Source organism: Clostridium sp. MCC328, from assembly GCF_018785465.1.
GTDB lineage: Bacteria > Bacillota > Clostridia > Lachnospirales > Lachnospiraceae > Pilosibacter > Pilosibacter fragilis.
Map to the genome: position 1 here is coordinate 1 of NZ_WQPW01000114.1, position 26,848 is coordinate 26,848.

At 50.8% G+C, this 26,848-nt stretch carries 23 protein-coding genes; 20 read left to right on the forward strand and 3 right to left on the reverse strand.

Features of this window, described 5'->3' with window-relative positions:
• From GPK83_RS14630 to GPK83_RS14645, 4 genes are all read left to right on the forward strand, one after another.
• The coding region (locus GPK83_RS14630; protein ID WP_215705126.1) for an RNA-guided endonuclease TnpB family protein at window positions 1-807 on the forward strand (807 nt) is incomplete at its 5' end.
• A gap of 190 nt (window positions 808-997) precedes the next feature.
• On the forward strand, window positions 998-2,377 hold the full coding sequence (locus GPK83_RS14635) for a hypothetical protein (protein ID WP_117553323.1): 1,380 nt from the start codon (window positions 998-1,000) through the stop codon (window positions 2,375-2,377).
• A 489-nt stretch (window positions 2,378-2,866) separates the two neighbouring features.
• Window positions 2,867-3,358, forward strand: coding sequence for a low molecular weight protein-tyrosine-phosphatase (locus tag GPK83_RS14640; RefSeq protein WP_015552606.1), 492 nt, complete (start codon window positions 2,867-2,869; stop codon window positions 3,356-3,358).
• 141 nt (window positions 3,359-3,499) lie between these two features.
• Window positions 3,500-4,759 (forward strand): FAD-dependent oxidoreductase, encoded by a 1,260-nt coding sequence (locus GPK83_RS14645; RefSeq protein ID WP_215705127.1) that lies wholly within the window; start codon window positions 3,500-3,502, stop codon window positions 4,757-4,759.
• Window positions 4,760-4,881: 122 nt separating this feature from the next.
• Here the strand turns inward: GPK83_RS14645 and GPK83_RS14650 are convergent, their stop codons facing one another.
• Together GPK83_RS14650 and GPK83_RS14655 are read right to left on the reverse strand one after the other, a co-directional pair.
• On the reverse strand, window positions 4,882-5,913 hold the full coding sequence (locus tag GPK83_RS14650) for a L,D-transpeptidase (protein WP_117484965.1): 1,032 nt from the start codon (window positions 5,911-5,913) through the stop codon (window positions 4,882-4,884).
• Window positions 5,914-6,083: 170 nt separating this feature from the next.
• Window positions 6,084-7,559 (reverse strand): DUF1846 domain-containing protein, encoded by a 1,476-nt coding sequence (locus GPK83_RS14655; protein ID WP_117553113.1) that lies wholly within the window; start codon window positions 7,557-7,559, stop codon window positions 6,084-6,086.
• 409 nt (window positions 7,560-7,968) lie between these two features.
• Here GPK83_RS14655 and GPK83_RS14660 point away from each other — a divergent pair, with 409 nt between their 5' ends.
• From GPK83_RS14660 to GPK83_RS14720, 13 genes are all read left to right on the forward strand, one after another.
• Window positions 7,969-9,312, forward strand: a complete 1,344-nt coding sequence (locus GPK83_RS14660) for a putative glycoside hydrolase (protein ID WP_215705128.1) — start codon at window positions 7,969-7,971, stop codon at window positions 9,310-9,312.
• A gap of 14 nt (window positions 9,313-9,326) precedes the next feature.
• Window positions 9,327-9,920, forward strand: coding sequence for a DUF1653 domain-containing protein (locus tag GPK83_RS14665; protein WP_252196382.1), 594 nt, complete (start codon window positions 9,327-9,329; stop codon window positions 9,918-9,920).
• Entirely contained in the window at window positions 9,917-11,839 is a 1,923-nt protein-coding gene (gene uvrC, locus GPK83_RS14670; RefSeq protein WP_117553106.1) for an excinuclease ABC subunit UvrC, read from the forward strand. The genes GPK83_RS14665 and uvrC overlap by 4 nt, the downstream gene beginning before the upstream one ends.
• A gap of 363 nt (window positions 11,840-12,202) precedes the next feature.
• Window positions 12,203-13,132, forward strand: a complete 930-nt coding sequence (gene hprK, locus GPK83_RS14675) for an HPr(Ser) kinase/phosphatase (protein ID WP_015552599.1) — start codon at window positions 12,203-12,205, stop codon at window positions 13,130-13,132.
• A 15-nt stretch (window positions 13,133-13,147) separates the two neighbouring features.
• The gene (gene murB, locus GPK83_RS14680; protein ID WP_117553107.1) at window positions 13,148-14,017 is read left to right on the forward strand and encodes a UDP-N-acetylmuramate dehydrogenase; all 870 of its coding nucleotides are present in this window, start codon (window positions 13,148-13,150) and stop codon (window positions 14,015-14,017) included.
• A gap of 28 nt (window positions 14,018-14,045) precedes the next feature.
• A complete protein-coding gene (rapZ, locus tag GPK83_RS14685; protein WP_215705129.1) occupies window positions 14,046-14,915 on the forward strand; it encodes an RNase adapter RapZ in 870 nt (289 codons plus the stop codon).
• A gap of 2 nt (window positions 14,916-14,917) precedes the next feature.
• On the forward strand, window positions 14,918-15,877 hold the full coding sequence (gene whiA, locus GPK83_RS14690; protein WP_021905251.1) for a DNA-binding protein WhiA: 960 nt from the start codon (window positions 14,918-14,920) through the stop codon (window positions 15,875-15,877).
• A 47-nt stretch (window positions 15,878-15,924) separates the two neighbouring features.
• On the forward strand, window positions 15,925-16,179 hold the full coding sequence (locus GPK83_RS14695) for an HPr family phosphocarrier protein (protein WP_015552596.1): 255 nt from the start codon (window positions 15,925-15,927) through the stop codon (window positions 16,177-16,179).
• A 225-nt stretch (window positions 16,180-16,404) separates the two neighbouring features.
• Window positions 16,405-19,884 (forward strand): DNA polymerase III subunit alpha, encoded by a 3,480-nt coding sequence (locus GPK83_RS14700; protein ID WP_215705130.1) that lies wholly within the window; start codon window positions 16,405-16,407, stop codon window positions 19,882-19,884.
• A gap of 196 nt (window positions 19,885-20,080) precedes the next feature.
• Window positions 20,081-21,058 carry a 6-phosphofructokinase gene (pfkA, locus tag GPK83_RS14705; protein WP_015552594.1) on the forward strand — a complete coding sequence of 326 codons (978 nt, stop codon included), beginning with the start codon at window positions 20,081-20,083 and terminating at the stop codon, window positions 21,056-21,058.
• Window positions 21,059-21,118: 60 nt separating this feature from the next.
• A complete protein-coding gene (locus GPK83_RS14710) occupies window positions 21,119-21,496 on the forward strand; it encodes a metalloregulator ArsR/SmtB family transcription factor (RefSeq protein ID WP_015552593.1) in 378 nt (125 codons plus the stop codon).
• Complete coding sequence (gene dapF / locus GPK83_RS14715; RefSeq protein ID WP_215705131.1) at window positions 21,493-22,287, forward strand: diaminopimelate epimerase; 795 nt, start codon at window positions 21,493-21,495, stop codon at window positions 22,285-22,287. The genes GPK83_RS14710 and dapF overlap by 4 nt, the downstream gene beginning before the upstream one ends.
• A gap of 230 nt (window positions 22,288-22,517) precedes the next feature.
• Entirely contained in the window at window positions 22,518-22,955 is a 438-nt protein-coding gene (locus tag GPK83_RS14720; protein ID WP_215705132.1) for an Lrp/AsnC family transcriptional regulator, read from the forward strand.
• A gap of 145 nt (window positions 22,956-23,100) precedes the next feature.
• Here GPK83_RS14720 and GPK83_RS14725 read toward each other — a convergent pair whose 3' ends face one another.
• Complete coding sequence (locus tag GPK83_RS14725; RefSeq protein ID WP_215705133.1) at window positions 23,101-24,075, reverse strand: AEC family transporter; 975 nt, start codon at window positions 24,073-24,075, stop codon at window positions 23,101-23,103.
• A gap of 192 nt (window positions 24,076-24,267) precedes the next feature.
• Here GPK83_RS14725 and GPK83_RS14730 point away from each other — a divergent pair, with 192 nt between their 5' ends.
• From GPK83_RS14730 to GPK83_RS14740, 3 genes are all read left to right on the forward strand, one after another.
• Window positions 24,268-25,053: an N-acetylmuramoyl-L-alanine amidase gene (locus GPK83_RS14730; RefSeq protein ID WP_215705134.1), complete on the forward strand. Its 786-nt coding sequence runs from the start codon at window positions 24,268-24,270 to the stop codon at window positions 25,051-25,053.
• A 181-nt stretch (window positions 25,054-25,234) separates the two neighbouring features.
• Window positions 25,235-25,873, forward strand: coding sequence for a cytidylate kinase-like family protein (locus GPK83_RS14735; protein ID WP_015552589.1), 639 nt, complete (start codon window positions 25,235-25,237; stop codon window positions 25,871-25,873).
• Window positions 25,874-26,060: 187 nt separating this feature from the next.
• Window positions 26,061-26,711 (forward strand): HAD family phosphatase, encoded by a 651-nt coding sequence (locus tag GPK83_RS14740; RefSeq protein ID WP_215705135.1) that lies wholly within the window; start codon window positions 26,061-26,063, stop codon window positions 26,709-26,711.
• The last annotated feature ends 137 nt before the right edge of the window (window positions 26,712-26,848 follow it).

Genomic DNA, 26,848 nt, shown 5'->3' on the forward strand with positions numbered 1-26,848 from the left:
TATACCACAAACAGTGTAAATGGAAATATCCTGTTAAAAGATGGGAAGCTGAAGCTCCCAAAGGCAGGCTGGATCCGGATCCGGCAGCATCGTAAGATCCGGGAAGATGCCTGCTTGAAAGGTGCATCCGTCTGTCTGGAAGCTGATGGGCGGTATTATGTTTCTCTTCTGTATTTTTGTGAAGAAAAGCCGGTGGAAACAAGGAACATAAGGCAGGTCGTTGGACTCGATTTTTCCATAAAAGAACTATATGTAGATTCCAATGGAAAACATGCAGGTTATCCGCACTATTTCAGAAACAGCGAGGAAAAACTGGCGAAAGCGCAGAGAAAACTGAGTCATTGCCGGAAGGGGAGCAATCGTTACAAAAAACAACAGAAAAAAGTGGCGCGGATCCATACGCATATCGCTCACCAGAGAAAAGATTATCTGCATAAAGAATCAAGAAAGATAACCAATTTCTATGATATCGTATGTATCGAAGATCTGGATCTGAAGACGATGAGCGGGGAACATCATTTTGGAAAAAGTGTTCATGACAACGGCTGGAGAATGTTCACAGATTTTTTGCAGTATAAACTGGAACGGGAAGGGAAGAAGCTTGTCCGCATCGACCGCTGGTATCCAAGTTCCAGAACATGCAGCTGTTGTGGAAAAATAAAACATGATCTGAAACTGGAAGATCGGGTATATCTTTGCAGCTGCGGAAACCGGATGGACCGTGATGAAAATGCGGCGGTCAATATCTGCCGGGAAGGGCTGAGAATATCCGGGATCATATTAGAAAAAAGCGAAAAAGCATCATAAAAAGATATCAGACAAAAAGAACCGTGGGACACACGGGGATCGCTCGTGAATGCTTTGCCCAACGGGGCAATCGAACGAGAAGCCCCCACTTCAAGCGTGAGCTAAGTGGTGGGAGTATGTCACTGACTATGAACAAGGGTGTTTCCGTAAGAATAAACAGGATAAATCTCAATAGGGAGAAGTGTGAAAAATGATAGAGGCGTTCTTGGATTTCTTTCAATTATATACGGTGGATGCCGATTATTTACCAGACTTTTGGCTTACAATGATACTTCTTTATCTGAATGCAGGTCTGTATCTTAACGACCTATATAATCTGGTGAAGCGCAAGTCAAAAGCGGAAACATTCAGTCTGATGGCGATACCAGGAGTCTTTGCAGTAATTTTCGTGTTGATGCTATCAATTTTTGCGCATGTACCGAATCTGCAGAGCATAGCTTCACAGGCCAAACGCCTGAGCCTGCTTATAACGGTAATACAGCCACAAACGAATCTTGCGCTGCTTCTTATTGTATTTCTTTATCCGATTCTATGGGGAATCGGGCTCTTACGACAAAGGAGGCATGAACACGGCAGCCGCAAACGCTGGGTGCTGTCCTGCATTCCTGATTATATTGCATGGATCATACTGATATTGGGCATCGGTTATCACCTGTTTTTCGGGGAAAATATCCTGAATAGTGTTCTGGAAAATGCGAAGGAGGGAGATTTACTGGCCCTTTATGGCTCCCGCAGAACCTGGCTCTATATATGGATGTATGGAATTTATATCCTTGTATGCAAGGAAGCGGTGCTGCTTGTCGGCCTTTTGTCTGAACTTTTGCTTATGCGAATTCCGCTTCGCTACCATAGTGGGCAGAATGCTGTTACCTTTGTCAGCTTTTATTATCTGTTTTGCCAGAATGCCATTTTTCGTGGTATCTCCCTGCTGGAAGCTGCGTTGGTGATTCCGCTTTGCGGAGTGATGCTTCGGGAAGCGGCATCGCCTTTCAGCGATCACTCGTCGACTATGATATACGCAGCCATTTTGCTGCTGACAGGCGCAGTGTTTGTTGTTCTTATCGCCATTGGTTCGGTCATGCGGACACTTTCCTGCTTCGATGCATGGGGACAGCGCAAGCAGATCAGAGAGCTTTTCTGTACGGAATATTTTCTCATGCAGCCAGTTTCCAGCAACAGATCGTTCACGGTCACTCATCATTTTATCATTGACGAACAGGACGCCGCCGGTGTTTACTATCTTCCGCTTCTCACAGACATCAGCGGATGGGCCTCCCCGGGAAAGAAAGCAGGCAAATGGAAAATGCTCTCTTTCGCAGATGGCAGAACCCTTGAATTGTCAGAACACGAGGCAGAAGCCGCCAAGGAAATGCTCTCTTATGCATCCAACCGTCTCTATGCCCAGAAGATAACTGGAGAAAATTGGAGCAATAAAAACAATATGCCTGGCACAGAGGAAACCTGGAACCCACTCATAAGTCCGGCAACAACGATGTATCAGAAACTGGTCAAGATATTTTTAGGTCTGATGGTTATTCTTTTTATGATGAGCTATCAGATACTGAAGTAATTGAAAAAAGAAGAAGCAGGCAAACGAGTATATGACTATCAAGAGGGCGATTATATGAAGCTTTGGATTGAATAACATATAATTTCAAGTTTGTCGGATTGTAAAGACAGAGCCTTATGCAAGGTGCAGGAGAAAGACTCTGCTCGGGTTAAGGGCGAAGCGCCTTAGCTGGTCAAGGGTGCAACCATTGCCCAGTTAGTGGCGTTTCGCCACTAAGTACTGGGTATTGCTTGTAGCAGAGCTTCACAGGATGAAGCTTAAAATATTAAGAAAATTGATACAACTAAATGATAACCTAAGTGGAAAAAGTCTTTAGTAAAATGAGAAAATCGAGCTGTTTTACTAAGATTTTTACTAAATTTGAATGACAAGATATACGAGTTTATGCCACGATATGCGACGAAAACGAAGAAAACAATCTATCACAGCAAATCGTAGAAAGTGGTGTAAAATCAAGGAAAATCAGTATTTTCAAGGAGTTTTTAAGGCATGATAAAAATACTTTTCATATGCCTCGGCAACATCTGCCGAAGCCCGCTCGCCGAGTTCTACTTTAAAGATCTCGTGGCAAAACACAACCTTTCCGCTGAATTTTATATCGAATCCGCGGCGACCTCCTATGAGGAGACCGGAAACCCGGTACATCCCGGAACGCGAAAGAAGCTGGCAGCGGCAGGCATCTCCTGCGCGGGGAAGACTGCGAGATGTATGGAAAGGGAGGATTACCGGAAATTCGATTATCTGATCGGGATGGATCAGGCAAATATCCGGAATATAACGCAGATCGCGGGCGGTGATCCCGAGAAGAAGATCTATAAGATGCTGGAATTTGCCGGGGATGGCTGGAAGGAGCTTAAAGCAGGAAAGCGGAACCCAGACAAGGTGCCGGATGTGGCGGATCCGTGGTATACCGGGAATTTTGATGATACCTGGCGGGATGTGACAGCCGGGTGTCAGGGACTTTTAAAATTTCTGTTATAGTCATGCAAATATTTCGACTTGAACCTGGTCAGATAAGCCACACCTTTTTCCGATCGTGAATCATCGTAAATTCATATCGGCGGGAGTAGGGGCTCTGACTTGATTGACAACGTGTGCTTACAAAAAGGAGTGAATCTTGATATGGAGCGTTCCTATCAATATGATATAGTAGTTGTTGGCGGCGGTACTGCAGGTGTGGCCGCGGCAGTCGGAGCAGCGAAGGCGGGAGCGAAAACGCTTTTGGTGGAGCGGAATGCTTATCTCGGCGGAGAGGCGGCGAACTCAGGTGTTAATTGCTTCTGTGGATTTTATACATGCGGATCGGATCCGGTGCGGGTGGTGAAAGGGATCGGACAGCTTGTGCTGGATGAGATGAGGGCACTTGGTCCGACGATCGCCGAGGAGATTTCCGCATCCGGTAACCGGGATATTATCTTTCAGCCGGAGTATCTGAAATGCGCGCTGGACAACCTGTTGGAGAAGGAACATGTGGATTATTTTTTACATACGGTGCTGATTGGCGCAGAGACTGTGGAGAATACGATCAGGACGATTCAGTGTGCGGATGATGAGGGCCTGTTTACCGTTTCGGCAAAGGCATTCGTGGATGCAACCGGAGACGCAAATCTGTCCAGACTTGCTGGTGCGAAGCTCATATGGGGAAACGATGGCGGACATCCGCAGGCAGCGACGCTGACTTTCCGGCTGAGCGGTGTGGCAGCGGATGTGGATCTGTCACCGGCGGCGGTTGAGCGGGCAGTGGTGAGAGCGAAGGCAGAAGGGATCAGAAATCTTACCAGAGAAAAAGGATTTATCCTCAGAATGGAAAACTCCGGGATCGTCCATGTCCTTCTTCCGAGCATCATTCCAGAAGGACTTTCGGCAGAAGAGATGACACGGATGGAGAGGGAGACGAGAAAGCAGGTGCTCGGATATATTCAGGCATTGCGAACCTATATGCCGGGAATGGAGCACAGTGAGCTGGCGGTGATCGGACCGTCGATCGGTTTTCGGGAGACGAGAAAGCTGGTGGGAAAGGAGATGATCACGGCGGACGACGTGATCTCCGGGAGAAAGCGCCCGGACGGTGTGGCCCGGGGCGGATGGAAACCGGAGATTCACAGGGATGTCAACAAGATGGCGACTTATATGGAAGTGAAGTCGGGAAGCTATTTTGATATTCCTCTCGGGGCGCTTCAGTCGGAGAATGTGAAAAATCTGTTCGGGGCAGGCAGAATGATCTCAGCGGATGAGGCCGCGTTTGCGGCTGTGCGTGTGATGGGAACCTGCTTTGCGACCGGGCATGCAGCAGGCGTCGGGGCGGCGTGTCTGGCGGTGGATGAAAGAGCGGAAATCGAGCATGTCAGGGAAATATTGAAAGAGCAGAATGCTTTGGTATAAATATCAGAAATTACAGTGAAATAATATGGCAGCCGTTCTATTGGTGGAAAAGAGAACTAAGCAATTGAAGCAGTTGAAATACAAAAAGGACCTGCGAGCGTCAGGTCCTTTTTGTAAATAGTTTATCCGATCTCCGGATCCGTAGGATCCCAATCCTGACCTTCCGGAATCTTCTCGGTTTCCGGTCTGTCAAACGGTGCCGGAAGATTGTCGCCTACGGTGACGACAGTGCCGGACGGGCAGTGGTCGTAGATCCATTTGCAGTCGGCAACGGTCATGCGGATGCAGCCGTGGGAGGCAGGAGCGCCGAGTTTGTTGTATTCCTCAGCGGTAATGTTGTGAATGCTTGTGGTCTTTCCCGGGACGCTGTGGAAGAGGATGCTGGTGTTGCCGAGTCTTGTACAATATTGACCGTATGTGGACTCGACGAGGGCATGCCATCGGTATTTGCGTGTGGTTTTAAAGGTTCCCGTTGGAGTCTGGGAATTTTCTTTTCCCGGGGAACAGATAAAGGTCCGGTAAGGAATGATATATCCGTTTCCATCGTCCGGGGCATATACGGTTACCTGGCAGCGGGCACGGTCCACAACGATCTGGAAAGACTGTGCGGAGAGGATGCCCTCAAGGTTCTGGACCAGTGTGCAGGCATTCTCATCGAAGTAAAATTTGTATCCGTCAATAGACTGCCATCCCTTGACGGCATGACCCGCAGCGTCGAAATAGTACCAGCTTCCGTCCGAGCTTCTCCAGGCGTTTGCAGCGAGCTCGCCGTCCTCGTCGCGGTAGATAAGCCCGCCTTCCTGTTCATGAAGTCCGGTTGGAAGGTCCTGCACCGGCGTTTCACGTTTCTGTACCTGTCCACTTACGGTCCAGAATCCGTCGGAATTTACCTGGAAACCGTCCGGTGTTCTTGTGTCCGCCAGCATAAAACCGTTTTTATCGAAATAATAGCATTCCTCCAAGCCGTCCTGATCCCCGTCGATCCAGTACCAGCCGTCGGCGGCGCATCTATTGTCATCGTTATAGTATTTCCACTGGTTCGGTCCGCCCTCGTTGGACCATGTTCCGGCATAGGCTATAGCCGGATTCGCGAGCATGACCGCAAAAGCAGTGCCGAGACCTGCGTAAAGTGCATTTCTTGATTTCTGATTCATGATCTGATTCTCCAAAGTTTTCTTCCCACCTATTGTAGGTACATTCTGTCGAAAAGGCAATCATTTTTTTCGACAAACTTTGCGTTTCAACAGAGTGTCGGACAAAAAAAGAACCGCTCGTCTGTCGCAGGACATCCTGCTGGCAGACGGCGGTCTTTGCAATCTAGGAATTACCCAATTTTCTTATCTTCCTGCACCGGCTCACAGGTAAGTCCGATGCCGAGCTTCTTAAAGACATTCTTATCCACATTGGACAGCATAACTGTTGTGTGTACCTGGCAGCCGCGGAGCTTCGGGAGCTGTTCTAAAGCGATCCTTGCGTTCTCGTCGGTAGCAGCACAGGTGGAGAGGGCGATGAGCACCTCATCGGTGTGCAGTCTCGGGTTGCCGCTGCCGAGGTAACGGACCTTTAATTCCTGGATCGGAGCGATGGACTCCGGGGAGATCAGGTCGATGGAGTGGTCGATTCCGCCCAGCTCCTTCACTGCGTTTAAGAGAACGGCAGCGGAAGCGCCGAGGAGCTCCTTTGTCTTACCGAGAACGATCTTTCCGTCCGGGAGTTCCAGGGCAGCAGCCGGGGCATCTGTCTCTTTCGCAAGATTTACAGCGGCAGGAACAACGACGCGGTCCTTCGGGGAGATTTTTGCCTGCTTCATGATCAGTTCGATCTTGTATGCCTCGTTCTGGCAGGAATCATCTTTTACGACCTTCTCAAGAGCCTGGTAGTAGCGGCGGATGATCTCCTGGCAGGAAGCCTCGCGGCATGCCTCGTCATCGAAGATGCAGAGACCGGCCATGTTGACACCCATATCGGTCGGGGATTTGTACGGGCATTTGCCGAAGATTCCCTCAAAGATGGCGCTGAGCACAGGATAGATTTCAACGTCGCGGTTGTAGTTGACGGTGGTCTTTCCGTAAGCCTCGAGATGGAACGGGTCGATCATGTTCACATCGTTCAAGTCTGCAGTTGCGGCCTCGTAAGCTAAGTTTACCGGGTGCTTTAACGGCAGGTTCCAGATCGGGAATGTCTCGAATTTCGCGTATCCGGCCTTTACGCCGCGCTTATTTTCGTGGTACAGCTGGGAAAGGCAGGTCGCCATCTTTCCGCTTCCCGGCCCCGGAGCTGTAACGACAACGAGTGGACGTGTCGTCTCGATATAGTCATTCTTTCCGTAACCTTCATCGCTGACGATAAGCGGAATGTTGCTCGGATAGCCGTCGATCTCATAGTGGCGGTATACCTTAAGGCCAAGCTTCTCCAGCTTGTGTTTGAACTGCTGGATCGCCGGTGTGTCAACGTAGCGGGTAATTACGACACTGCTGACATAGAGTCCGCGGTCGGTGAATACATGGATCAGGCGCAGTACATCCAGATCGTATGTAATGCCCAGATCGTAGCGGACCTTGTTCTTTGTGATATCAGCGGCATTGATGACGATGACGATCTCTGCCTGGTCAGCCAGCTGCATGAGCATGCGGAGCTTGCTGTCCGGCTCGAAGCCCGGAAGTACACGGGATGCATGGTAATCATCGTACAGTTTGCCGCCAAATTCCAGATATAATTTATCGCCGAATTTGCTGATCCTCTCGCGGATATGGTCAGACTGCATGGCGAGGTATTTGTCGTTGTCGAAACCCTGCTTGATCATTTGTTTTTCTCCTCTTAATAGTCATATTAAATGAAAATGAGCCGGTCTGGAGTTTCCAGGAAAGGCATCCGGCTGAAACAGCTGTGGGGCAGACATCCGGATCATTTTCAAAAAGTTTTCGTACCTGCGGCTTTTGGCAGCCGTTCGTACCCATCTATCTATTATCCATCAAAAACCTCATTTTGAACAGTAGTTTTTTAATTTTTCTTTCCCAAATCCATATACTTATGATATTATGGTGGTAACTTGAGTTTTTATCTCCTGGCAGATGATGAAATAAACTGCAGGAAAACTTAATGGCAGTAGTGACGGAGAAAAATCAGTATTCCCTGTTGACAAGGAATCAATAAATGTGCCAGTCTCCGTGAAATTACTGACTGTGGATTGAAATAAAGGATGAGCGAACATGAAAAAAATGCTATTTGCGTTCTCCATGGCGGGCCTGCTCCTGTTATCGGCATGCAGCAGACCTGCGGCGGAGGAGACAGAGTCAGCAGAAATGACAGCTGAGGCGGAGAGCACCCAGGAGACCAGCGGTGTCCTGGTGATCGAGGGTGCCGGGGAAGATAAAAATAAGACGATCTCCGTGCGGATCGTTGACTCCTCGAACCCGGCGCTTCCGGGGCGCGAGGCGAAGAAGGTCCGCGGCATCTACATTACGGGGCCGGTGGCCGGAAATGAGGAAGTCTTAAACAGTGTTCTGGACGGGGCCCTGACTGCGGGAATCAACGCGGTGGTCATAGACTTTAAGGAGGATCAGGGACGGATCACATGTCCGGTGGATGCGGCGACAGTGAACGAGATCGGTGCCAGTATCCCGTATGTACGGGACATGAAAGGCCTGATCGAGAGCTTCAAGAAGAAGGATCTCTATGTGATCGCGCGAGTCGCGGCCTTCAGGGATTCCTATCTCGCGGAGAAGAAACCGGAGTGGAGCCTGAAACTGCCGGACGGCAGCCTGTACCAGGACCGCCAGGGAATGTACTGGGTGGATCCGTACCGCCAGGAGGTCTGGGATTATCTTCTGGAAGTCGGAACAGCGGCAAAAGATCTCGGCTTTGATGAGGTCCAGTTCGACTATCTGAGATTCCCGAACGAGGCGTCGGCAGGTCAGGTCGTCTACGACGAAGCAGTGATCCGGGGGCGTTCCAAGACGGATACGATCCTGGAGTGTACCAATTATTTATATGAAAATCTCGCGTCCCAGGGACTTTTCGTCTCTGCGGATGTGTTCGGCACGATCATCGGAAGCGGCGTGGATTCCACTGCCGTCGGACAGAATTATACGGAGATGGCGAAGATTCTCGACTATATCTGCCCGATGATCTACCCGTCCCACTACAGCGCTGGAAACTTCGGGCTGGAACACCCGGATACGGAACCGTATAAAACGATCTTCGGGGCGCTTCAGAAGTCTGGAAAGGTCCTGCTGGATGCGTCTAGAGCCGACAACCATGAGAGCCGCCAGGCGATTGTCCGCCCGTGGCTTCAGGACTTCACAGCCACATATCTCGGGGAAGGAAATTATATCACCTACGGTGATGCTGAGGTCGCGGAGGAAGTCCGCGCCGTCCAGGATGCCGGATACGAGGAGTGGATGCTGTGGAGCGCGGCGAATAAGTACCATTTAGAGGGACTTTCCGGGGACGGAAGCAGTGCAGCGGCAGCGGAAGTTTCGGGCGAAGGCGAAGCCAGTTCGGATGGTGGAGAAACATCTGCCGAGACAGAGCCCGAAACAGCTCAACAGTAAAAATGGAGAACAAAATGAATCAGATTCGTAAAACACCAGTGCCGGGAGAATTCTACCGGCACTTTAAAAATAAGTTATATCAGATCATCGCGGTTGCGACCCACTCAGAGACCGGGGAAGAAATGGTAGTCTACCAGGCGCTCTACGGGGACTTCAAGATCTGGGTGCGTCCGCTTGACATGTTTTTAGAGGAAGTCGACCGGGAGAAATACCCGGATGCGGTGCAGAAGTATCGGTTTGAGAGAGTACGGCTTGTAAAGCCACAGAATGCGGAAAATTCCGCTCAGAATGCAGCTCAGCCAGTGCGGCAGTCGGCAGACAGCGACAGCAGCGTCAAAAACACCACCGCCCAGGCCCCAGATGAAGACCAGCCCGTCAACCAGGAGCTCCTGGACTTCTTCGATGCCATGGACGAAAAAAACTATGATCTGATGCTGGAATGCCTGACAAAGCTCCAGACCCATGCAACCCAGAAAGAGCTGGATGATATCTGCATGGTCCTGGACATCCATCCGCCGGTGGGCTGCGATGATGTTGGATCCCAGATCATGTTCATCAAGCGCCACCTTGCGATGATCAGAAAGTTTGACGGGGAGAGATTGCGTTGACAGAGAATGATACTCCTTTCAATATTGAAGAAGAATTAAAAAAACTCCCAGCATCGCCGGGAGTTTATCTCATGCATGATAAGCACGATGAGATCATATATGTAGGAAAAGCCATAAGCTTGAAGAACCGTGTGCGCCAGTATTTCCAGAGCAGCCGGAACAAGACGGCCAAGATCGAGAAGATGGTATCCAGGATCGCGAGATTCGAGTATATCATCACGGACTCCGAGCTGGAGGCCCTGGTTTTAGAGTGCAACCTCATCAAGGAACACCGCCCGCGGTACAACACGATGTTAAAGGATGACAAGACATATCCCTACATCAAGGTCACTACGGACGAGCCGTTCCCGAGAGTCCTGTTCTCCAGAACCATGAAAAAGGACAAATGCCGGTATTTCGGACCATATACCAGCGCCGGAGCGGTGAAGGACACCATCGACCTGATCCACAAGCTCTGGAAGCTCCGGACATGCAGCAGGAATCTTCCGAAGGACATCGGAAAGGAACGTCCGTGCCTGAACTACCACATCAAACAGTGCTCAGGGCCGTGCCAGGGCTATATTTCCGAGGTGGAATATAAGAAATCTGTCTCCGAGGTCATCGAATTTCTGGACGGAAAGTACACTCCGGTGCTGACGATGCTGGAGGAAAAGATGATGGCGGCCTCCGACGCGATGGAGTACGAGCAGGCCATCGAGTACCGGGAACTCTTAAACAGCGTGAAGCAGGTCGCCCAGAAGCAGAAGATCACGAGCCATAGCATGGAAGACCGGGATGTGATTGCCATGGCGAGGGACGACGCGGACGCTGTGGTGCAGGTATTCTTTGTCCGGGATGGAAAGATGATCGGCCGGGAACATTTCCGTGTCTCCGCATCCACGGCAGACAACAATTACCAGATCATCGGAAGCTTTGTAAAACAGTTCTACGCGGGAACTCCATTTATCCCGAGAGAGATATGGGTGCAGGAAAAATTTCCGGAGATGGATCTCATCGCAGAGTGGCTCACGAAACGCCGCGGTCAGGCGGTAAAATTCCTGATCCCGAAAAAAGGCCAGAAAGAGCGACTGGTGGAGCTTGCGCAGAAGAACGCGAAGCTTGTGCTTGACCAGGATAAGGATAAGATCAAGAGAGAAGAACTCCGGACCATCGGCGCCATGAACCAGGTGGGAGACTGGCTGGGGCTGGAAAAAGTCCGCAGGATGGAGGCCTACGATATCTCCAATATCAGCGGTTTCGAGTCCGTTGGTTCCATGGTAGTCTTCGAGGACGGACGTCCGAAGCGGAACGATTACCGGAAATTTAAAATAAAGACCGTCCAGGGACCCAACGATTACGCGTCCATGGAAGAGGTGCTGACCCGCCGGTTCACCCATGGCATGGAGGAGCTGGAAGAGGAGCGAAAGAACCAGGAAGACGGGGCGGAAGCACCGGATGGAAGCTTCGGAAGCTTTACGCGGTTCCCGGATCTGATCCTCATGGACGGCGGCCGCGGACAGGTGAACATCGCGCTGAGTGTGCTGAGCGAACTGAAGCTTAACATTCCGGTCTGCGGCATGGTAAAGGATGACAATCACCGGACCAGGGGACTCTACTATAATAATGTTGAGATCCCCATCGACCGCCATTCCGAGGGCTTCAAGCTTGTGACGAGGATCCAGGATGAGGCACACCGGTTCGCCATCGAGTACCACAGAAGTCTGCGAAGCAAGGCACAGGTACACTCAGTCCTCGACGATATCGAGGGCATCGGACCGGCGAGAAGAAAAGCATTGATGCGCCGGTTCAAGTCACTGGAGGCGGTGCGTGATGCAACCTTAGAGGAGCTTGAGAGCACGGAGGGCATGAATAAGCGGGCGGCGGAGAGCGTCTACGCCTATTTCCGCGAGAAGGACCGTGCGCCGGAGATCACGGAGTAAATGCACGGGATGAAGCAGGAAAATCTCGTGACATTCGGCCTGTGATATGATAGGATGGAGATAACTGTGCGCAGAGCTGTAAATTTATATCAGAAGCGATGCCGACAGGATATAAGATAAAAAGAACAGTATTGTAACTGTTCAGTAGGTCTGCGCACTTGCTGCGCTGACCGTAAGAAAACATAGGCTGGAGGGCAAAAATCCCATCAGCGAAGCTGATCTGGAATGGATTTTTGCGTGTAACTATGAAGGTACTGAATAGCTACACAGTATTTTAAATCGATAGAATAGCTGCGAATTGTTCCGAAGAACTGCCGCCATGATTCGAGGCAGCGGCCAGATACAGGAAAGGAGAACTATGCCATGTACGGAGTTACAATAGCTGAATTAATAGAAAAAATGGATTTCAAAAACCTGACCCCGGAGCTGGACTGCGAGAAGATCGTTGTCTCCCACCCGGACGTGAACCGTCCGGCGCTTCAGCTCACCGGATTCTACGCACATTTCGACAATGAGCGTGTACAGATGATCGGAAACGTGGAGATCGCGTACCTCTCCGGGCTCACAAGAGAGCGCCGGATCGCCATGTATGACAAGCTGATCTCCAGCAAGATCCCATGTCTCGTGTTCTGCAGAAACCAGACACCGGAGCCGGAGGTCGCAGAACTCTGCAGTCATTACGGTGTTCCGTGCCTGCTCTCCGCGAAGCCGACATCCGATACCATGGCGGAAGTCATCCGCTGGCTGAAGGCAAAACTTGCCCCGTGCATCAGCATTCACGGCGTTCTCGTTGATGTGTTCGGCGAAGGCGTTCTGATCACAGGCGAGAGCGGAATCGGTAAGAGCGAGGCCGCCCTGGAGCTCATCAAGCGTGGACACCGTCTCGTAAGTGATGACGTTGTGGAGATCCGCAAGGTCAGCGATGAAACTCTCGTCGGTTCCGCCCCGGATATCACAAGATATCTCATCGAGGTGCGCGGGATCGGCATCATCGACGTGAAGACCCTGTTCGGTGTCGAGAGTGTAAAAGATACCCAGTCCATCGACATGGTCATCAAGCTCGAAGAGTGGGATAAGAATAAGGAATACGACCGTCTCGGACTTGAGGACCAGTACACGGAGTTCCTTGGAAATAAAGTTGTCTGCCACAACATTCCGGTCCGTCCGGGACGTAATCTGGCAGTTATCGTAGAGTCCGCGGCGGTCAACTACCGTCAGAAGAAGATGGGCTACAACGCGGCCCAGGAGCTCTACAACCGCGTGCAGGCGAATATCGCTAAAAGAGGCGAATAAAAAGGAGAAACATTCATGGAAACCAGAACAAATGAGCCGATGGCGCGGCACACATCATTCCGCGTCGGCGGCCCGGCAGACCGGTTCGTGATTCCGGAATCAGAGACAGAACTCCGCGAGGCGGTCCTGGACTGTAAAAAGTCAGGACAGCCCTGGTACATGATCGGCAACGGAAGCAATCTCCTCGTGGGAGATAAAGGTTTCCGTGGCACGATCATCAGCACAGAGCGTCTCGCTGAATTAGAAGTTCAGAAAAACGAAAACATTATCATCGCCGGGGCAGGCGTGATGCTCTCAAAGCTTGCGAACACGGCGGCGAGAGAGGAACTCACCGGCCTGGAGTTCGCAGCGGGAATCCCGGGAACCGTCGGCGGTGCGGTCATGATGAATGCGGGCGCTTACGGATCCGAGATGAAGAACGTACTCCTGTGGGCAGATGTGATGGACCAGGACGGAAATGTGAAGCTGATGAAAAACGAGGAGCTGGAGTTGGGATATAGAACGAGCTGTCTGGAGCGCCTGGGACTTTTCACAGTCCGCGCGGCATTCAAGCTGACACCTGGCGATCCGGAGGTGATCCGGTCGCAGATGGAAGAGCTGGCAAGAAAGAGAAAAGAGAAGCAGCCGTTAGAATACCCGAGCGCCGGAAGCACCTTCAAGCGCCCGGAAGGATATTTCGCCGGAAAACTGATCGAGGATGCCGGTTTAAAGGGATTTTCCGTCGGCGGAGCCGCGGTCTCCGAGAAACACGCCGGATTCGTGATCAATAAGGATCATGGAACGGCGGCGGATATTTTGGGACTTTGCAATGAGGTAAAACGCCGGGTAAAGGAGAGTTCCGGGGTAGATCTCGAGCTGGAAGTAAAACTCTTAGGCGAATTTTAAAGGTGCACAATACAGGGAGGAATTCTCGTTGAGACTTGTAATCGTGACAGGCATGTCGGGCGCAGGAAAGACCACGGCATTAAAAACACTGGAAGACATGGGCTTCTATTGTGCCGACAACCTGCCGGTCCTTTTAATTGAAAAATTTGCGGAGCTGGTCATGAACGGACAGAGCGAAAAGCAGGACATCGCCCTGGGTGTGGATGTCCGAAGCGGTGAGGAGCTGCCGTATCTGGAGATTATCATCCGGAAATGGAGAGAAAACAAATACCCGTTCTCGATCCTGTTCCTGGATTCCTCCGATGAAGTTCTTATCAAGCGCTTCAAGGAGACGAGACGCAGCCATCCGCTCTCAAGAAACGGCCGCGTGGAAAAGGGAATCGAGCTGGAGCGGGAGAAGCTCGCCTTCTTAAAAAAAGAGGCGGACCAGGTCATCGACACCAGCAGCCTTCTGACAAAAGAACTGCGCCATGAGCTGGAAAATCTCTACAGCGAAGCGGATGGACGCAGCAGCATGTTCATCACAGTCTTGAGTTTCGGTTTCAAATATGGGATCCCGGCGGATGCCGACCTGGTGTTTGACGTGCGCTTCCTCCCGAATCCCTACTATGTGGAGGAACTCCGGTTCCATACGGGAACGGAGCAGGCGGTACAGGACTATGTGATGCAGGGTGGTACCGGGGAAGAGTTCTTAAAGAAACTGAATGATCTTCTGGAATTCGTGATTCCGAAATATGAACAGGAAGGAAAAACGCAGCTCGTGATCGCGATCGGATGCACCGGCGGACGCCATCGTTCGGTGACGATCGCAGGAGAAGTATTTAAGCGTCTGACGGAGTCCGGGCGGTACGAGATCCGGCTGGAACACAGGGACGCGGGGAAGGATGGAGGAAAGTAAGTATGTCTTTTTCTTCCAGGATCAAGGAAGAGCTTTCCAGGCATATGAGTCCGGCAAGGCATTGCCAGATCGCCGAAATTGCGGCGATTTTAAGCCTTTGCGGACGGATCCAGATTTCCGGGGACGATCATTACAGCATCAAGATCCACACGGAAAATGTGACAGTTGCCAGAAAGTGCTTTACATTATTGAGAAAAACATTTAATATAGAAACTGATATCTCTATACGGCGGAATGCGCACTTGGGAAAAAACAGGATCTATTCAGTCTGTGTGAAACAGCATGAGGATGCACTCCGCGTATTGAAAGCCACAAAACTTCTTACGGAGGACGGAGAGATCGGAGAGAATCTTTCCGTTGTGGGAAATGTGGTCGTACAGAACCCCTGCTGTCGCAGGGCATTTCTGCGCGGCGCTTTTCTTGCATCCGGATCCATCAGTGATCCGGAGAAGTTTTACCATTTTGAGATCGTCTGCGCGACAGATGCGAAAGCCCGCCAGATCCAGTCCATTATGGCAACGTTTGACATTGATGCAAAAATTGTCATCCGCAAACGCTATTATGTGGTATATATTAAAGAGGGGAGCCAGATCGTGGATATCCTGAATGTGATGGAGGCCCATCTGTCACTGATGGAACTGGAGAACATCCGCATCCTGAAAGAGATGCGCGGAAATGTCAACCGCCAGGTCAACTGCGAGACGGCAAACATCAACAAAACAGTGTCAGCCGCTGTGAAGCAGATCGAGGATATCGAGTTTATCCGCGACACGGTAGGCTTTGAAAGTCTTCCAGATGGTCTTGCGCAGATTGCAAAGGCAAGACTTTTAAAACCGGAAGCGACGCTGAAGGAACTGGGCGAAGACCTGGAACCGCCGGTTGGAAAATCGGGTGTCAACCATCGATTGAGGAAGCTTGGTGAGATGGCGGAGAAACTGCGGGAACAGGGAACCGAAACGTGAATGGAGACTAGTAAGCGCCATTCTTTGTGCAATTGAGGAGGATTATTATGACAAAACGTACGGTGACTATCGAACTTGCTTCTGGTCTGGAGGCTCGACCGATTGCGATGTTAGTGCAGCTTGCAAGCAGCTATGAGAGTACAATTTACGTCCAGAGCGACAACAAAAAGATCAATGCCAAGAGCATCATGGGCATGATGACACTTGATCTTCCGGTCGGCGAGCAGGTGGTCGTGACAGCGGACGGAGTGGACGAAGAGAAAGCAGTAAACGATATTGAAAAATATCTTAGCAACAACTAAGAAATAAGTCAGGACATGCGCAGATTTGCGCCGGAAAGCGTGTTGCAGGCTCGCTTGCATAAGCGCTTTCTGGTGCGAGGCTGCATACGGACAACGTCCGGGCTTCTTATTCGCCTGTAAGGCGGACAAGAAGAGGCATGTCTGTATATAGCGACATTACGGGACTGCCGCCTTTCGGGGTGACAGTCCTTTTGCAATTGATGATAAAAAATACGGAGGAGACAGATGGCATTTACACACTTGCATGTCCATACAGAGTACAGTCTTTTGGACGGATCCAGTAAAATCGGAGAGCTGGCGGCGCGGGCAAAAGAGCTTGGCATGGACAGCATGGCGATCACCGATCACGGTGTCATGTACGGGGTGATCGATTTTTACCGGGCAGCCCGTGCGGCCGGGGTCAAACCGATCATCGGCTGCGAGGTGTATGTCTCCCCGGGCTCAAGATTTGACCGCGAGACTGTACACGGCGAGGACCGTTACTACCATCTGGTCCTTCTCGCGGAAAACAATACAGGATACCAGAACCTGATGAAGATCGTCTCCAAAGGCTTTGTGGATGGCTTCTATTATAAACCGAGGATCGACGAGGAGGTCATGCGGGAGTACCACGAGGGAATCATCGCTTTAAGCGCCTGCCTTGCCGGAGAAGTCCCGAGATATCTGGAGAAAGGTCTCTATGAGGACGCAAAGGCGGCTGCAAAACGCCACTTGGAGATCTTCGGTGATGGCAACTATTTCCTGGAGCTCCAGGACCATGGGATTCCGATGCAGCGCCAGGTAAACCAGGGGATCATGCGACTCTCAAAAGAATTAAATATCCCGCTTGTGGCGACAAACGACTGCCACTATATCAACGCCGAGGACTGGGAGGCCCATGATATCCTGCTCTGCATCCAGACAGGAAAAAAGGTCTCTGACGAGAACCGTATGCGCTACGAGGGCGGACAGTACTATGTGAAGTCCGAGGAGGAGATGCGCAAGCTTTTCCCATACGCCCCGGAAGCCATCGAGAACACCCATAAGATCGCGGAGCGCTGTAACGTGGAGATCGAGTTTGGTGTTACAAAACTCCCGAGATTCGATGTGCCGGAGGGCTACGATTCCTGGGGCTATTTAAACCATCTCTGCGACGAAGGTTTCGCGATGCGGTACCCGAATGATGATGGGACGCTCCGCGCCCGCCTGGATTATGAACTCGGAACCATCAAGAGCATGGGCTACGTGGACTACTTCCTGATCGTGTGGGATTTCATCAACTTCGCGAAATCCCATGGGATCGCTGTGGGACCGGGGCGGGGGTCTGCGGCGGGAAGTATCGTGGCGTACTGCTTAAAAATCACAGATATCGATCCGATCCGGTACCAGCTCCTCTTTGAGCGTTTTCTGAACCCGGAACGAGTATCCATGCCCGATATCGACGTGGATTTCTGCTACGAGCGCCGTCAGGAAGTTATCGACTACGTTGTGGAAAAGTACGGGAAGGACCAGGTGGCCCAGATCGTCACTTTCGGTACCCTGGCGGCCCGCGGCGTGATCCGCGATGTGGGACGTGTCATGGACCTGCCCTACAGCCTCTGCGATCAGGTATCAAAGATGGTCCCGGCAGAATTAAACATCACGCTGGATCTGGCGCTGAAGAAAAATCCGGAATTAAAGGCGTTATATGACTCCGATGAGCAGGTTAAGAAGCTCATAGATATGTCAAAGCGTCTGGAAGGACTCCCGCGCCACACCTCCATGCATGCGGCCGGTGTCGTGATCTCAAGAACTTCCATCGACGAGTATGTCCCGCTGTCAAGGGGAGCCGACGGCACCATCGTGACCCAGTTTACGATGACGACTCTGGAAGAGCTTGGGCTGTTAAAGATGGACTTTTTGGGACTCCGGACCCTCACCGTGATTCAGGACGCGGTGAAGATGATCAAAAAAGATCACGGTGTGGACCTTGATCTGGAGCATATTGATTATGATGACAAAAAGGTCATGGATTCTCTCGGAACGGGAAAGAACGAGGGCGTGTTCCAGTTAGAAAGCGGCGGCTTCAAGACCTTCATGAAGGAATTGAAGCCGACTACCCTGGAGGATATCATAGCCGGAATCTCCCTGTACCGTCCGGGTCCAATGGACTTTATTCCGAAATATTTAAAGGGAAAGAATGACCCGGAATCCATCACCTACACCTGCCCGCAGCTGGAGCCGATCTTAAAGCCGACCTACGGCTGTATCGTCTACCAGGAGCAGGTCATGCAGATCGTCCGCGATCTCGCCGGATATACCCTCGGCCGAAGCGACCTTGTGCGCCGTGCCATGTCGAAGAAAAAGGCGGCGGTCATGGCGAAGGAGCGCCAGAACTTTGTTTACGGAAATGAGGAAGAGGGCGTAAAGGGCTGTATCGCCAACGGGATCGACGAGAAGACGGCAAACCAGATTTACGATGACATGACGGACTTCGCAAAGTACGCCTTCAACAAGTCCCATGCGGCGGCCTATGCGGTGGTTGCATACCAGACCGCGTTTTTAAAATATTATTATCCAAAGGAATTCATGGCGGCGCTCATGACCTCCGTGATGGACAACACCACGAAGGTCTCCGAGTACATTCTCGCCTGCCGGAACATGGGAATCCCGATTCTGCCGCCGGATATCAACGAGGGATACAGCGGCTTCTCCGTATCCGGAAACGGTATCCGTTACGGACTTTCCGCCATCAAGAGTGTGGGCCGGGCCGTGGTGGACGTGATCATCGCCGAGCGTGAGAGCGGCGGTCTCTTCAAAAACCTCGATGATTTTGTGTCCAGAATGTCCAACAAGGAAGTCAATAAGAGAACGCTGGAGAGCTTCATTAAATCTGGTGCCCTGGACACACTTCCGGGAACGAGAAAGCAGAAGCTTATCGTCTCCGGCGACCTTCTGGAGAGCAAGTCAAAAGAGAAAAAGACGGTCATGGAAGGCCAGATGAGCTTCTTTGACATCGCCCCGGAGGAGGAAAAGGACAACTTCCATATCACGTTCCCGGATGTGGGCGAGTATGACAAGCAGACACTTCTGGCATTCGAGAAGGAGACCATCGGCATCTATGTCAGCGGTCATCCGATGGAGGAATACCGGGAACTCTGGGAGAAAAATGTGACGGCGAGAACTTCCGATTTCGTTGTGGATGAGGTCGGAAAGACCATTGTGGAGGATAATTCCAATGTGGTCATCGGCGGAATGATCACGTCGAAAAAGGTGAAGACTACAAAGACGAACCAGCTCATGGCATTCATCACCGTTGAGGATCTTGTGGGCACGGTGGAAGTTCTCGTGTTCCCGAAGATCTACGAGAAGAACCGTCAGGCGTTCACCGAGGAAAACAAGGTGTTTATCCGCGGCCGGGCGTCCATCGGTGATGACCCGGTAGGAAAGCTGATCTGCGAGGAAGTGATCCCGTTCACCGATATCCCGAATGAGCTTTGGCTTCAGTTCGAAAATCAGGCATTCTACGCGAGCCACATCGACGATGTCATGGCGGCACTCCGTGATTCCGACGGAAAAGACCGGGTCATTATGTATTTAAAAGAAGAACGGAAAATGCGCAGACTTTCCGAAAACTGGGCAGTCCTCGCAGGGCCGGATCTTCTGAACCGCCTGTATAAGATCCTTGGTGAAAAAAATGTCAAAGTTGTGCAAAAGGTCATTGAAAAGAAGGGCAAAGTGTATTAAAATGGAACTGTTTGGTAGGTCTGTGCATTCACTGCGCTGACCGTAAGAGAACATTGGCTGGAAGGCAAAAATCCCATCGGCGAAGTCGATCCGGAATGGATTTTTGCATGTGACTGCGAAAAAACTGAGCAGTTACATTAAAATAAGGACGTGTACGGCGAATGATTGACAGAATTTTTTTATGGAGGAAACCCATATGTCAAAGAAAGAAGTCAGAACGATCGGAGTATTGACCAGCGGCGGAGATGCCCCTGGAATGAATGCGGCAATCCGTGCGGTTGTAAGAACCGCTATCAATAAAGGCCTGAAGGTAAAAGGAATCATGCGTGGCTACGCCGGACTCCTTCAGGAAGAAATCGTAGATATGGACAGCGTCAGCGTTGCGGACACGATCAACCGCGGCGGTACGATCCTTTACACAGCCCGCTGTGAGGAGTTCACAACTGAGGAAGGCCAGAAGCGTGGCGCTGAGGTATGTAAGAAACATGGTATCGATGGTATCGTTGTGATCGGAGGAGACGGTTCCTTCCGCGGTGCCGGAAAGCTTTCCGCTCTCGGAATCAACACGATCGGTCTTCCGGGAACCATTGACCTTGATATCGCCTGTACCGACTATACGATCGGTTTCGATACCGCTGTAAACACAGCGATGGAAGCCATCGATAAAGTCCGTGATACTTCCACCTCCCACGAGCGCTGCAGTATCATCGAGGTTATGGGAAGAAATGCCGGATATATCGCTCTCTGGTGCGGTATTGCCAACGGCGCGGAGGATATTCTCCTTCCGGAGCGCTACGACGGCAATGAGCAGTACCTGATCAACCGGATCATTGAGAACAGAAAGCGCGGCAAAAAGCATCACATCATTATCAACGCTGAAGGAATCGGACACTCCACTTCCATGGCAAGAAGGATCGAGGCGGCGACAGGTATCGAGACCCGTGCCACCATCATTGGCCACATCCAGCGAGGCGGTACACCGACCTGTAAGGACCGTGTTTACGCGTCCATCATGGGTGCGAGAGCTGCAGAACTTCTGGCGGAAGGAAAGAGCAACCGTATCGTAGCCTACAAGGACGGCAAGTTCGTGGATTTCGATATCCAGGAGGCACTGAATATGAAGAAAGACATCCCGGAGGAGCAGTACGAAGTAAGCAAACTTCTCGTGCGCTAACTGCGTGGAAAGAACTGCTGTCCGTATGACCTGCGGCAGCAGCAGTAAAGGAGCAGGAACATGGGTATCAGAGAGGACGAAAAGATCGCCCCGCACTGTGAGTTTATTCATGTCCACGACAAGGTGGTAAAACGGGTGATGGACGTGATGCCGGAAGGCGAGGAGCTCCAGAATCTTGCGGAATTCTTCCGGGTCTTCGGCGATTCCACAAGGATCCGTATTCTGTATGCACTCAGCCAGTCGGAGTTATGTGTGTGCGATATTGCAAGTCTTCTCGGAATGGGACAGTCTGCGATCTCCCACCAGCTTCGGATCCTGAAGCAGATGCGTCTTGTCAAGTTCCGCAGGGAAGGAAAGAGCGTTCTCTACTCTCTTGCGGACGGTCACATCCAGACGATCCTCGCACAGGGGATGGAGCATATAGGAGAGAAAATATGAAATTCACGAAGATGCAGGGCATCGGAAATGATTATGTTTATGTAAACTGTTTTGAAGAGACTGTGGAAGATCCCTGCGGGACGGCAAAGATGGTCAGTGACCGCCATTTCGGAATCGGATCGGACGGATTGATTTTAATTAAGCCGTCAAGGGTTGCGGACTGCCAGATGGACATGTACAATCTGGATGGATCCCGGGGTGCCATGTGCGGAAATGGGATCCGCTGTGTCGGAAAATATGCCTATGACCACGGAATCGTGGATAAGACGGAGATCGACGTGGAGACTGCATCCGGAATCAAGCATCTGTCTATGAAATTAAAAGACGGCAAGGTAGAGCTTGTGACGGTGGATATGGGGCGTCCGGTGCAGACCTCCGAGATCGGGGAGCCGATCACGGTGGATGGAAAAGAGTACTGTTTTACCGGCGTGTCCATGGGAAATCCCCACGCGGTGGTATTTATGGATGGAATCAAGGATATGGAGATCGAAAAGATCGGCCCGTCCTTTGAAGTCCACGAAAAATTCCCGGACCGCACCAACACGGAATTCGTGGAGATCGTAGACCGCGGACATGTAAATATGCGTGTCTGGGAGCGCGGTTCCGGAGAGACTCTTGCCTGCGGAACAGGTGCCTGCGCGACGGCGGTCGCCTGCATCTTAAACGGTCTTACTGACGATGAAGTCCGCGTGACACTGCTCGGCGGCGACCTTCTGATCCGTTGGGACAGAGAAAAGGACACTGTATTTATGACAGGTCCGGCGGCGGAAGTGTTCCACGGGGAGATCTGAAATACCAGACTGACAGCAGCCGGGTGCCTTTAAAACAGTGCTGGATCCGTGAAAATACGGTCGGGCAGCATAGATAAAACATGAACGCAGGAATCGTTTGGTGGTCTGGATATCACAGATGTCTGCCGCAGGGATGCGGCGCGGCTGAACGGTTATCTGTATATAGATAAGGAGTTCCGGGCATATGACACAGCTAAATATACTTGAAAACCGGAACAAAGGAGATAATTATGGATCATATTGACAGGGAGATTCTGCAGATCCTGCAGCATAACGCGAGAGCGTCCTTGAAAATGATCGCGGAGAAGACATTCCTTTCTTCCCCGGCGGTTTCAGCAAGAATTGAAAAACTGGAAAAAGATGGAATCATCACATCCTACCAGGCACAGATCGATCCGATGAAGCTCGGATATCACATCCTCGCCTTCATCAACCTCAACGTGCTTCCGGAGGACAAGCAGAAATTCTATCACTACGCGGAAGGAATCCCGAACATCTTAGAGTGCAGCAGCGTTACCGGAGAATACTCCGTGATCATGAAGGTTGCCTTCGAGAGCACAATGCAGCTCGATAGCTTCCTCGGCCAGCTCCAGAAGTTCGGCAAGACCAGTACCCAGGTGGTATTTGCCACCCATGTAGGTCCACGAGGCGTGCAGGTACAGGAATAAGATACATAGGAAAAATAAAAGGACATCTGAACGAGAGATACGAGGGTATTTCTGGTTCAGGTGTCCTTTTTGCTGCAAAAACAGCGTTTTTTAATCTGCCGCAGGAATTTCCAACCAATTGTTGGATGGCCTGCGGCAGAGATATTTATAAGATCGCAACCAACGCCGACACGATCGGGATCGAGATCATGGACAGCAGAGTGGAGATACAGATCCCTTTCGACACCAGGGTGACATCCCGGTTGTATTCCATACAGAGCATGGACACGTTTCCAGCGATGGGGCAGCCGGAGAGGATCGTGGAGATCTCCAATAATGTACGGTCTTTGATAAAGAATCTCAGGACGAAAAAGGTGATCATCGGGAGAACCAGGAGCTTCAGGAAGGAGAAGAGATACAATTCCTTATCGGTAAACACCGTGGAAAACTTCACTCCGGCCAGAGTGGAACCGATGACGATCATCGCAAGCGGTGTTGTTGTGACACCAATGGTAGAAAACAGGCTGACCGCATGCTGCGGGAGGCGGATATCGAGAAGATAAATGCCGATGGCGAGGAATGCGGAGAGGATTCCGGGGGAGAGAAGCCTTTTGGCGTTGAACCCGGTGGATTTCTGAGAACCGCTGTTTTCTGGAGCGGCAGCCTGCACTTCAGAAACAGCAGCCGCAGCAGTATTTTTTGCGTCATCTTTTGACAGCAGATACACTCCGTAACTAAAAAGACTCAGGTTAAATGTCATCATGAAAATCGAAACATGCAGCACATACTCCCCACCGTAAATCGTGGAGATGATCGGGATTCCCATGAATCCCAGGTTGCTGTAGTTTAACATGAGTTCATATGTCGGGTTCCAGCGGATGGTCTTCTGAATAAAGTGGCAGATCACATGGGCCACCAGGAAGATGGAGACCGCCGCCACAAAGATCGGCAACATCTCCTGGTCATGGGCCATATCAGATCCCGTGACTGCGTTTAAGATCGTCGCGGGCAGGGAGATATTTACGATAAACCGGGAGACCTTCGACTCAAAAGTCTTATCGATCACGCCGGATCGGTTGGCGAGATAGCCGGTGAGCATTAAGAGAAAGAGACTCACCATCTGGTTGAATACGATTAACATGGTGTAAAGAGATCCTTTCGTGTGATTGCCAGGGAAAGTTTTAAGACATGGATGGCGCAGGTCTGATGATACGGGAATATGATAAGGTATCCGATCATTCATTCAAAAAATCGCTGTGGGTATCCGGACAGCGCAGATTTTGGACTCAATGATTGTATCATATCATAAAATTTATGAAAAAGGAGAATAATTTTGGCAAAGCAGAACAGTGTCATCATTGATCCGGGTCACGGCGGGAGTGATCCGGGGGCGGTATATGGGAACAGACGGGAGAAGGACGATACGCTGGCGTTGTCTTATGATATCGGAAATGCCCTGGAACGCCGGGGGGTCCGGGTGGAGTACACGAGAGTCGGCGATGTATACAACAGTCCATATGAGAAGGCGCAGATCGGGAACAGCTCCACGGCGGATCTGTTTTTGTCGATCCATCGGAATGCCATGGCGGTGCCGGGGGCTGCTTCCGGAACTCTGAGCCTGATCTTTGGGAGAGGTGGCGATGCGGAGACATTTGCGGAGAATATCAACAAAAAGCTTGCGGCGGTGGGCTGGAACGACCTTGGAATCAGTGAGCGGCCGAATCTTGTGGTCCTCAGGGATACAGCACTTCCGGCGGTTCTTGTGGAAGTTGGATTTATCGACAATGAGAAGGACAATGACTTCTTCGATGAGAACATGAGCCGGACCGCGGATGCCATCGCGGATGGGATCGTGCAGACATTTGCGGAGCTGGAAAAGCAGACGGCAGGCGAGGAGATGCCGGGCTTTTATATGGTTCAGACCGGGATCTATCGGGTAAGAGCCAACGCGGAGAGGGAAGTGGAGCACCTGAAATCCCAGGGATTCCCTGCGTTTATGACGTTTAAGGACGGACTTTATTATGTCCGCGCCGGGGCATTCCGGAATATGGAAAATGCAGTGCGGCAGGAGCAGGAACTTCGAAAGCTGGGATATCCGACATTGCTTGTAAAGACATGAGTTATATGCCTGTATTTTGTAATTGTGAAACTTACGAAGGAGCTGAAAAACAGCGAAAATATTATAAAAAAGACTTAAAATTTCAAACTATATATGGTAAAATACAGATAGAATAAAAAGTATTCCCATGATTTTTCCAGGTACATCTGCCGAGAGGCGGGAGGGGAAGAAGGAGGCATTTATGGCGGAGAATAAGAAATTTGTGATCACGGTCGGAAGACAGTATGGAAGCGGCGGAGCGGAGATGGCGAAACGTCTCGGCGAGCGCCTTGGACTTCATGTTTACGATAAGGAGATCTTAAAGATGACCTCCGAGGAGAGCGGGATCCGCGAGAGCTATTTCCACCTTGCCGATGAAAAAGCCGGAAATAAGCTGTTATACCGGATCATCCACTCTCTGATTCCGGAAAACGGAACCCCGTCTCTGGGATCTGACCTGATCTCATCTGACAACCTGTTCCGGTTCCAGTCATCGGTCATCCGGAAACTGGCTCAGGAAGAATCCTGTATTATTATCGGCCGCTGCGCCGACTATGTCCTCGACGGAACTGAAAACCTTGTCCGGCTCTTTGTGTATGCGGAGATCGAGGAGAGGATCAACAAAGTCCGTGAGAAAGGATACTTCCCGGAGGAAGATATCTTAAAGAATATTAAGCGGATCGACCGGGAGCGCCGCGACTATTACCGCTACTATACCGGAAAGAGCTGGGAGAATCTTGAGAACTATGATCTGATGATCAACACCACGAAACTTTCCTACGATGATATGGTGGAGTGCGTGGTAGACTACCTGAAAATGCGCGGGATTCTTGCAAAATAGAAGGAAATACGATAGAATATAGGCGGCTTACACTTAAGCCGCCTTTTCTGTATTATGGGGAGTCGGATTAAGATCCTTACGATAAAACAATCTAAACCAGTAAAATTCGCTGTGCGTCATTCCTGACTGGAACGAGAGCGAGAAAAACACAGAAACTATTTTGACAGGTCATTAGAAAGGAATACACATGAAAATCACACGCCCGATCCGCGCAGTCCTCTTTGATATGGACGGTGTTATGGTAGACAGTGAATTTGTATACATGAAATATCTGCTGGAATTCGCGAGAGAGAAGAATCCGGCGGTCACAATGGAAGATATCAACCCGATGGTGGGCCGCAGCAGGCAGGATAGCTGGATGGTCATGGAGCGGGCCGTAGACAACGGTGAGAGCTGGGAGACACTGATCAAAGAGTGGGCCGGCAGGGACATTTACAGCCGGATCGACTACCGGAAGATCTTCCGCCCGGAGATGAAGACCACCGTGCAGGAGTTAAAGCGCCGCGGCTATACGGTCGCCCTGGTATCCTCCACAGGTCCGAAGCTGATCTCGAGGATCGTGGAGGAGGTGGGCATGCGCCCGGAATTTGACCTGATCGTCAGCGGAAAACAGTTCAAACAGAGCAAACCGAATCCGGAGATCTACCACTATACAGCGGATACTCTGGGAATCCGTGAGGATGAGTGCTTTGTCGTGGAAGATTCCACTGTGGGGATCGAGGCGGCATACCGGGCCGGAATGTCGATCGCTGGCCTCAAAGATGACCGGTTCGGGTTCGATCAGAGCAAGGCGGATTACCATATTGATTCGATATCTGATATTTTAAAATACCTGTAATTTTTTCTAAAGCAGTTAAACTTCAAAAATGCTGAAACCATGGACAGGTTATATAAAATAAACCTGAATTATTCACGGAGCAGTATCTGAACTGGTAACTGTACCATGAATCCCAAAATTGACCCATGTAGCCTAAA

Coding starts and splice junctions, on each gene's coding strand:
- GPK83_RS14635 (WP_117553323.1), top strand. CDS start 998: ATGATAGAGGCGTTCTTGGATTTCTTTCAATTATATACGGTGGATGCC.
- GPK83_RS14640 (WP_015552606.1), top strand. CDS start 2,867: ATGATAAAAATACTTTTCATATGCCTCGGCAACATCTGCCGAAGCCCG.
- GPK83_RS14645 (WP_215705127.1), top strand. CDS start 3,500: ATGGAGCGTTCCTATCAATATGATATAGTAGTTGTTGGCGGCGGTACT.
- GPK83_RS14650 (WP_117484965.1), bottom strand. CDS start 5,913: ATGAATCAGAAATCAAGAAATGCACTTTACGCAGGTCTCGGCACTGCT.
- GPK83_RS14660 (WP_215705128.1), top strand. CDS start 7,969: ATGAAAAAAATGCTATTTGCGTTCTCCATGGCGGGCCTGCTCCTGTTA.
- GPK83_RS14665 (WP_252196382.1), top strand. CDS start 9,327: ATGAATCAGATTCGTAAAACACCAGTGCCGGGAGAATTCTACCGGCAC.
- hprK (WP_015552599.1), top strand. CDS start 12,203: ATGTACGGAGTTACAATAGCTGAATTAATAGAAAAAATGGATTTCAAA.
- murB (WP_117553107.1), top strand. CDS start 13,148: ATGGAAACCAGAACAAATGAGCCGATGGCGCGGCACACATCATTCCGC.
- whiA (WP_021905251.1), top strand. CDS start 14,918: ATGTCTTTTTCTTCCAGGATCAAGGAAGAGCTTTCCAGGCATATGAGT.
- GPK83_RS14695 (WP_015552596.1), top strand. CDS start 15,925: ATGACAAAACGTACGGTGACTATCGAACTTGCTTCTGGTCTGGAGGCT.
- GPK83_RS14700 (WP_215705130.1), top strand. CDS start 16,405: ATGGCATTTACACACTTGCATGTCCATACAGAGTACAGTCTTTTGGAC.
- pfkA (WP_015552594.1), top strand. CDS start 20,081: ATGTCAAAGAAAGAAGTCAGAACGATCGGAGTATTGACCAGCGGCGGA.
- GPK83_RS14710 (WP_015552593.1), top strand. CDS start 21,119: ATGGGTATCAGAGAGGACGAAAAGATCGCCCCGCACTGTGAGTTTATT.
- dapF (WP_215705131.1), top strand. CDS start 21,493: ATGAAATTCACGAAGATGCAGGGCATCGGAAATGATTATGTTTATGTA.
- GPK83_RS14720 (WP_215705132.1), top strand. CDS start 22,518: ATGGATCATATTGACAGGGAGATTCTGCAGATCCTGCAGCATAACGCG.
- GPK83_RS14725 (WP_215705133.1), bottom strand. CDS start 24,075: ATGTTAATCGTATTCAACCAGATGGTGAGTCTCTTTCTCTTAATGCTC.
- GPK83_RS14735 (WP_015552589.1), top strand. CDS start 25,235: ATGGCGGAGAATAAGAAATTTGTGATCACGGTCGGAAGACAGTATGGA.
- GPK83_RS14740 (WP_215705135.1), top strand. CDS start 26,061: ATGAAAATCACACGCCCGATCCGCGCAGTCCTCTTTGATATGGACGGT.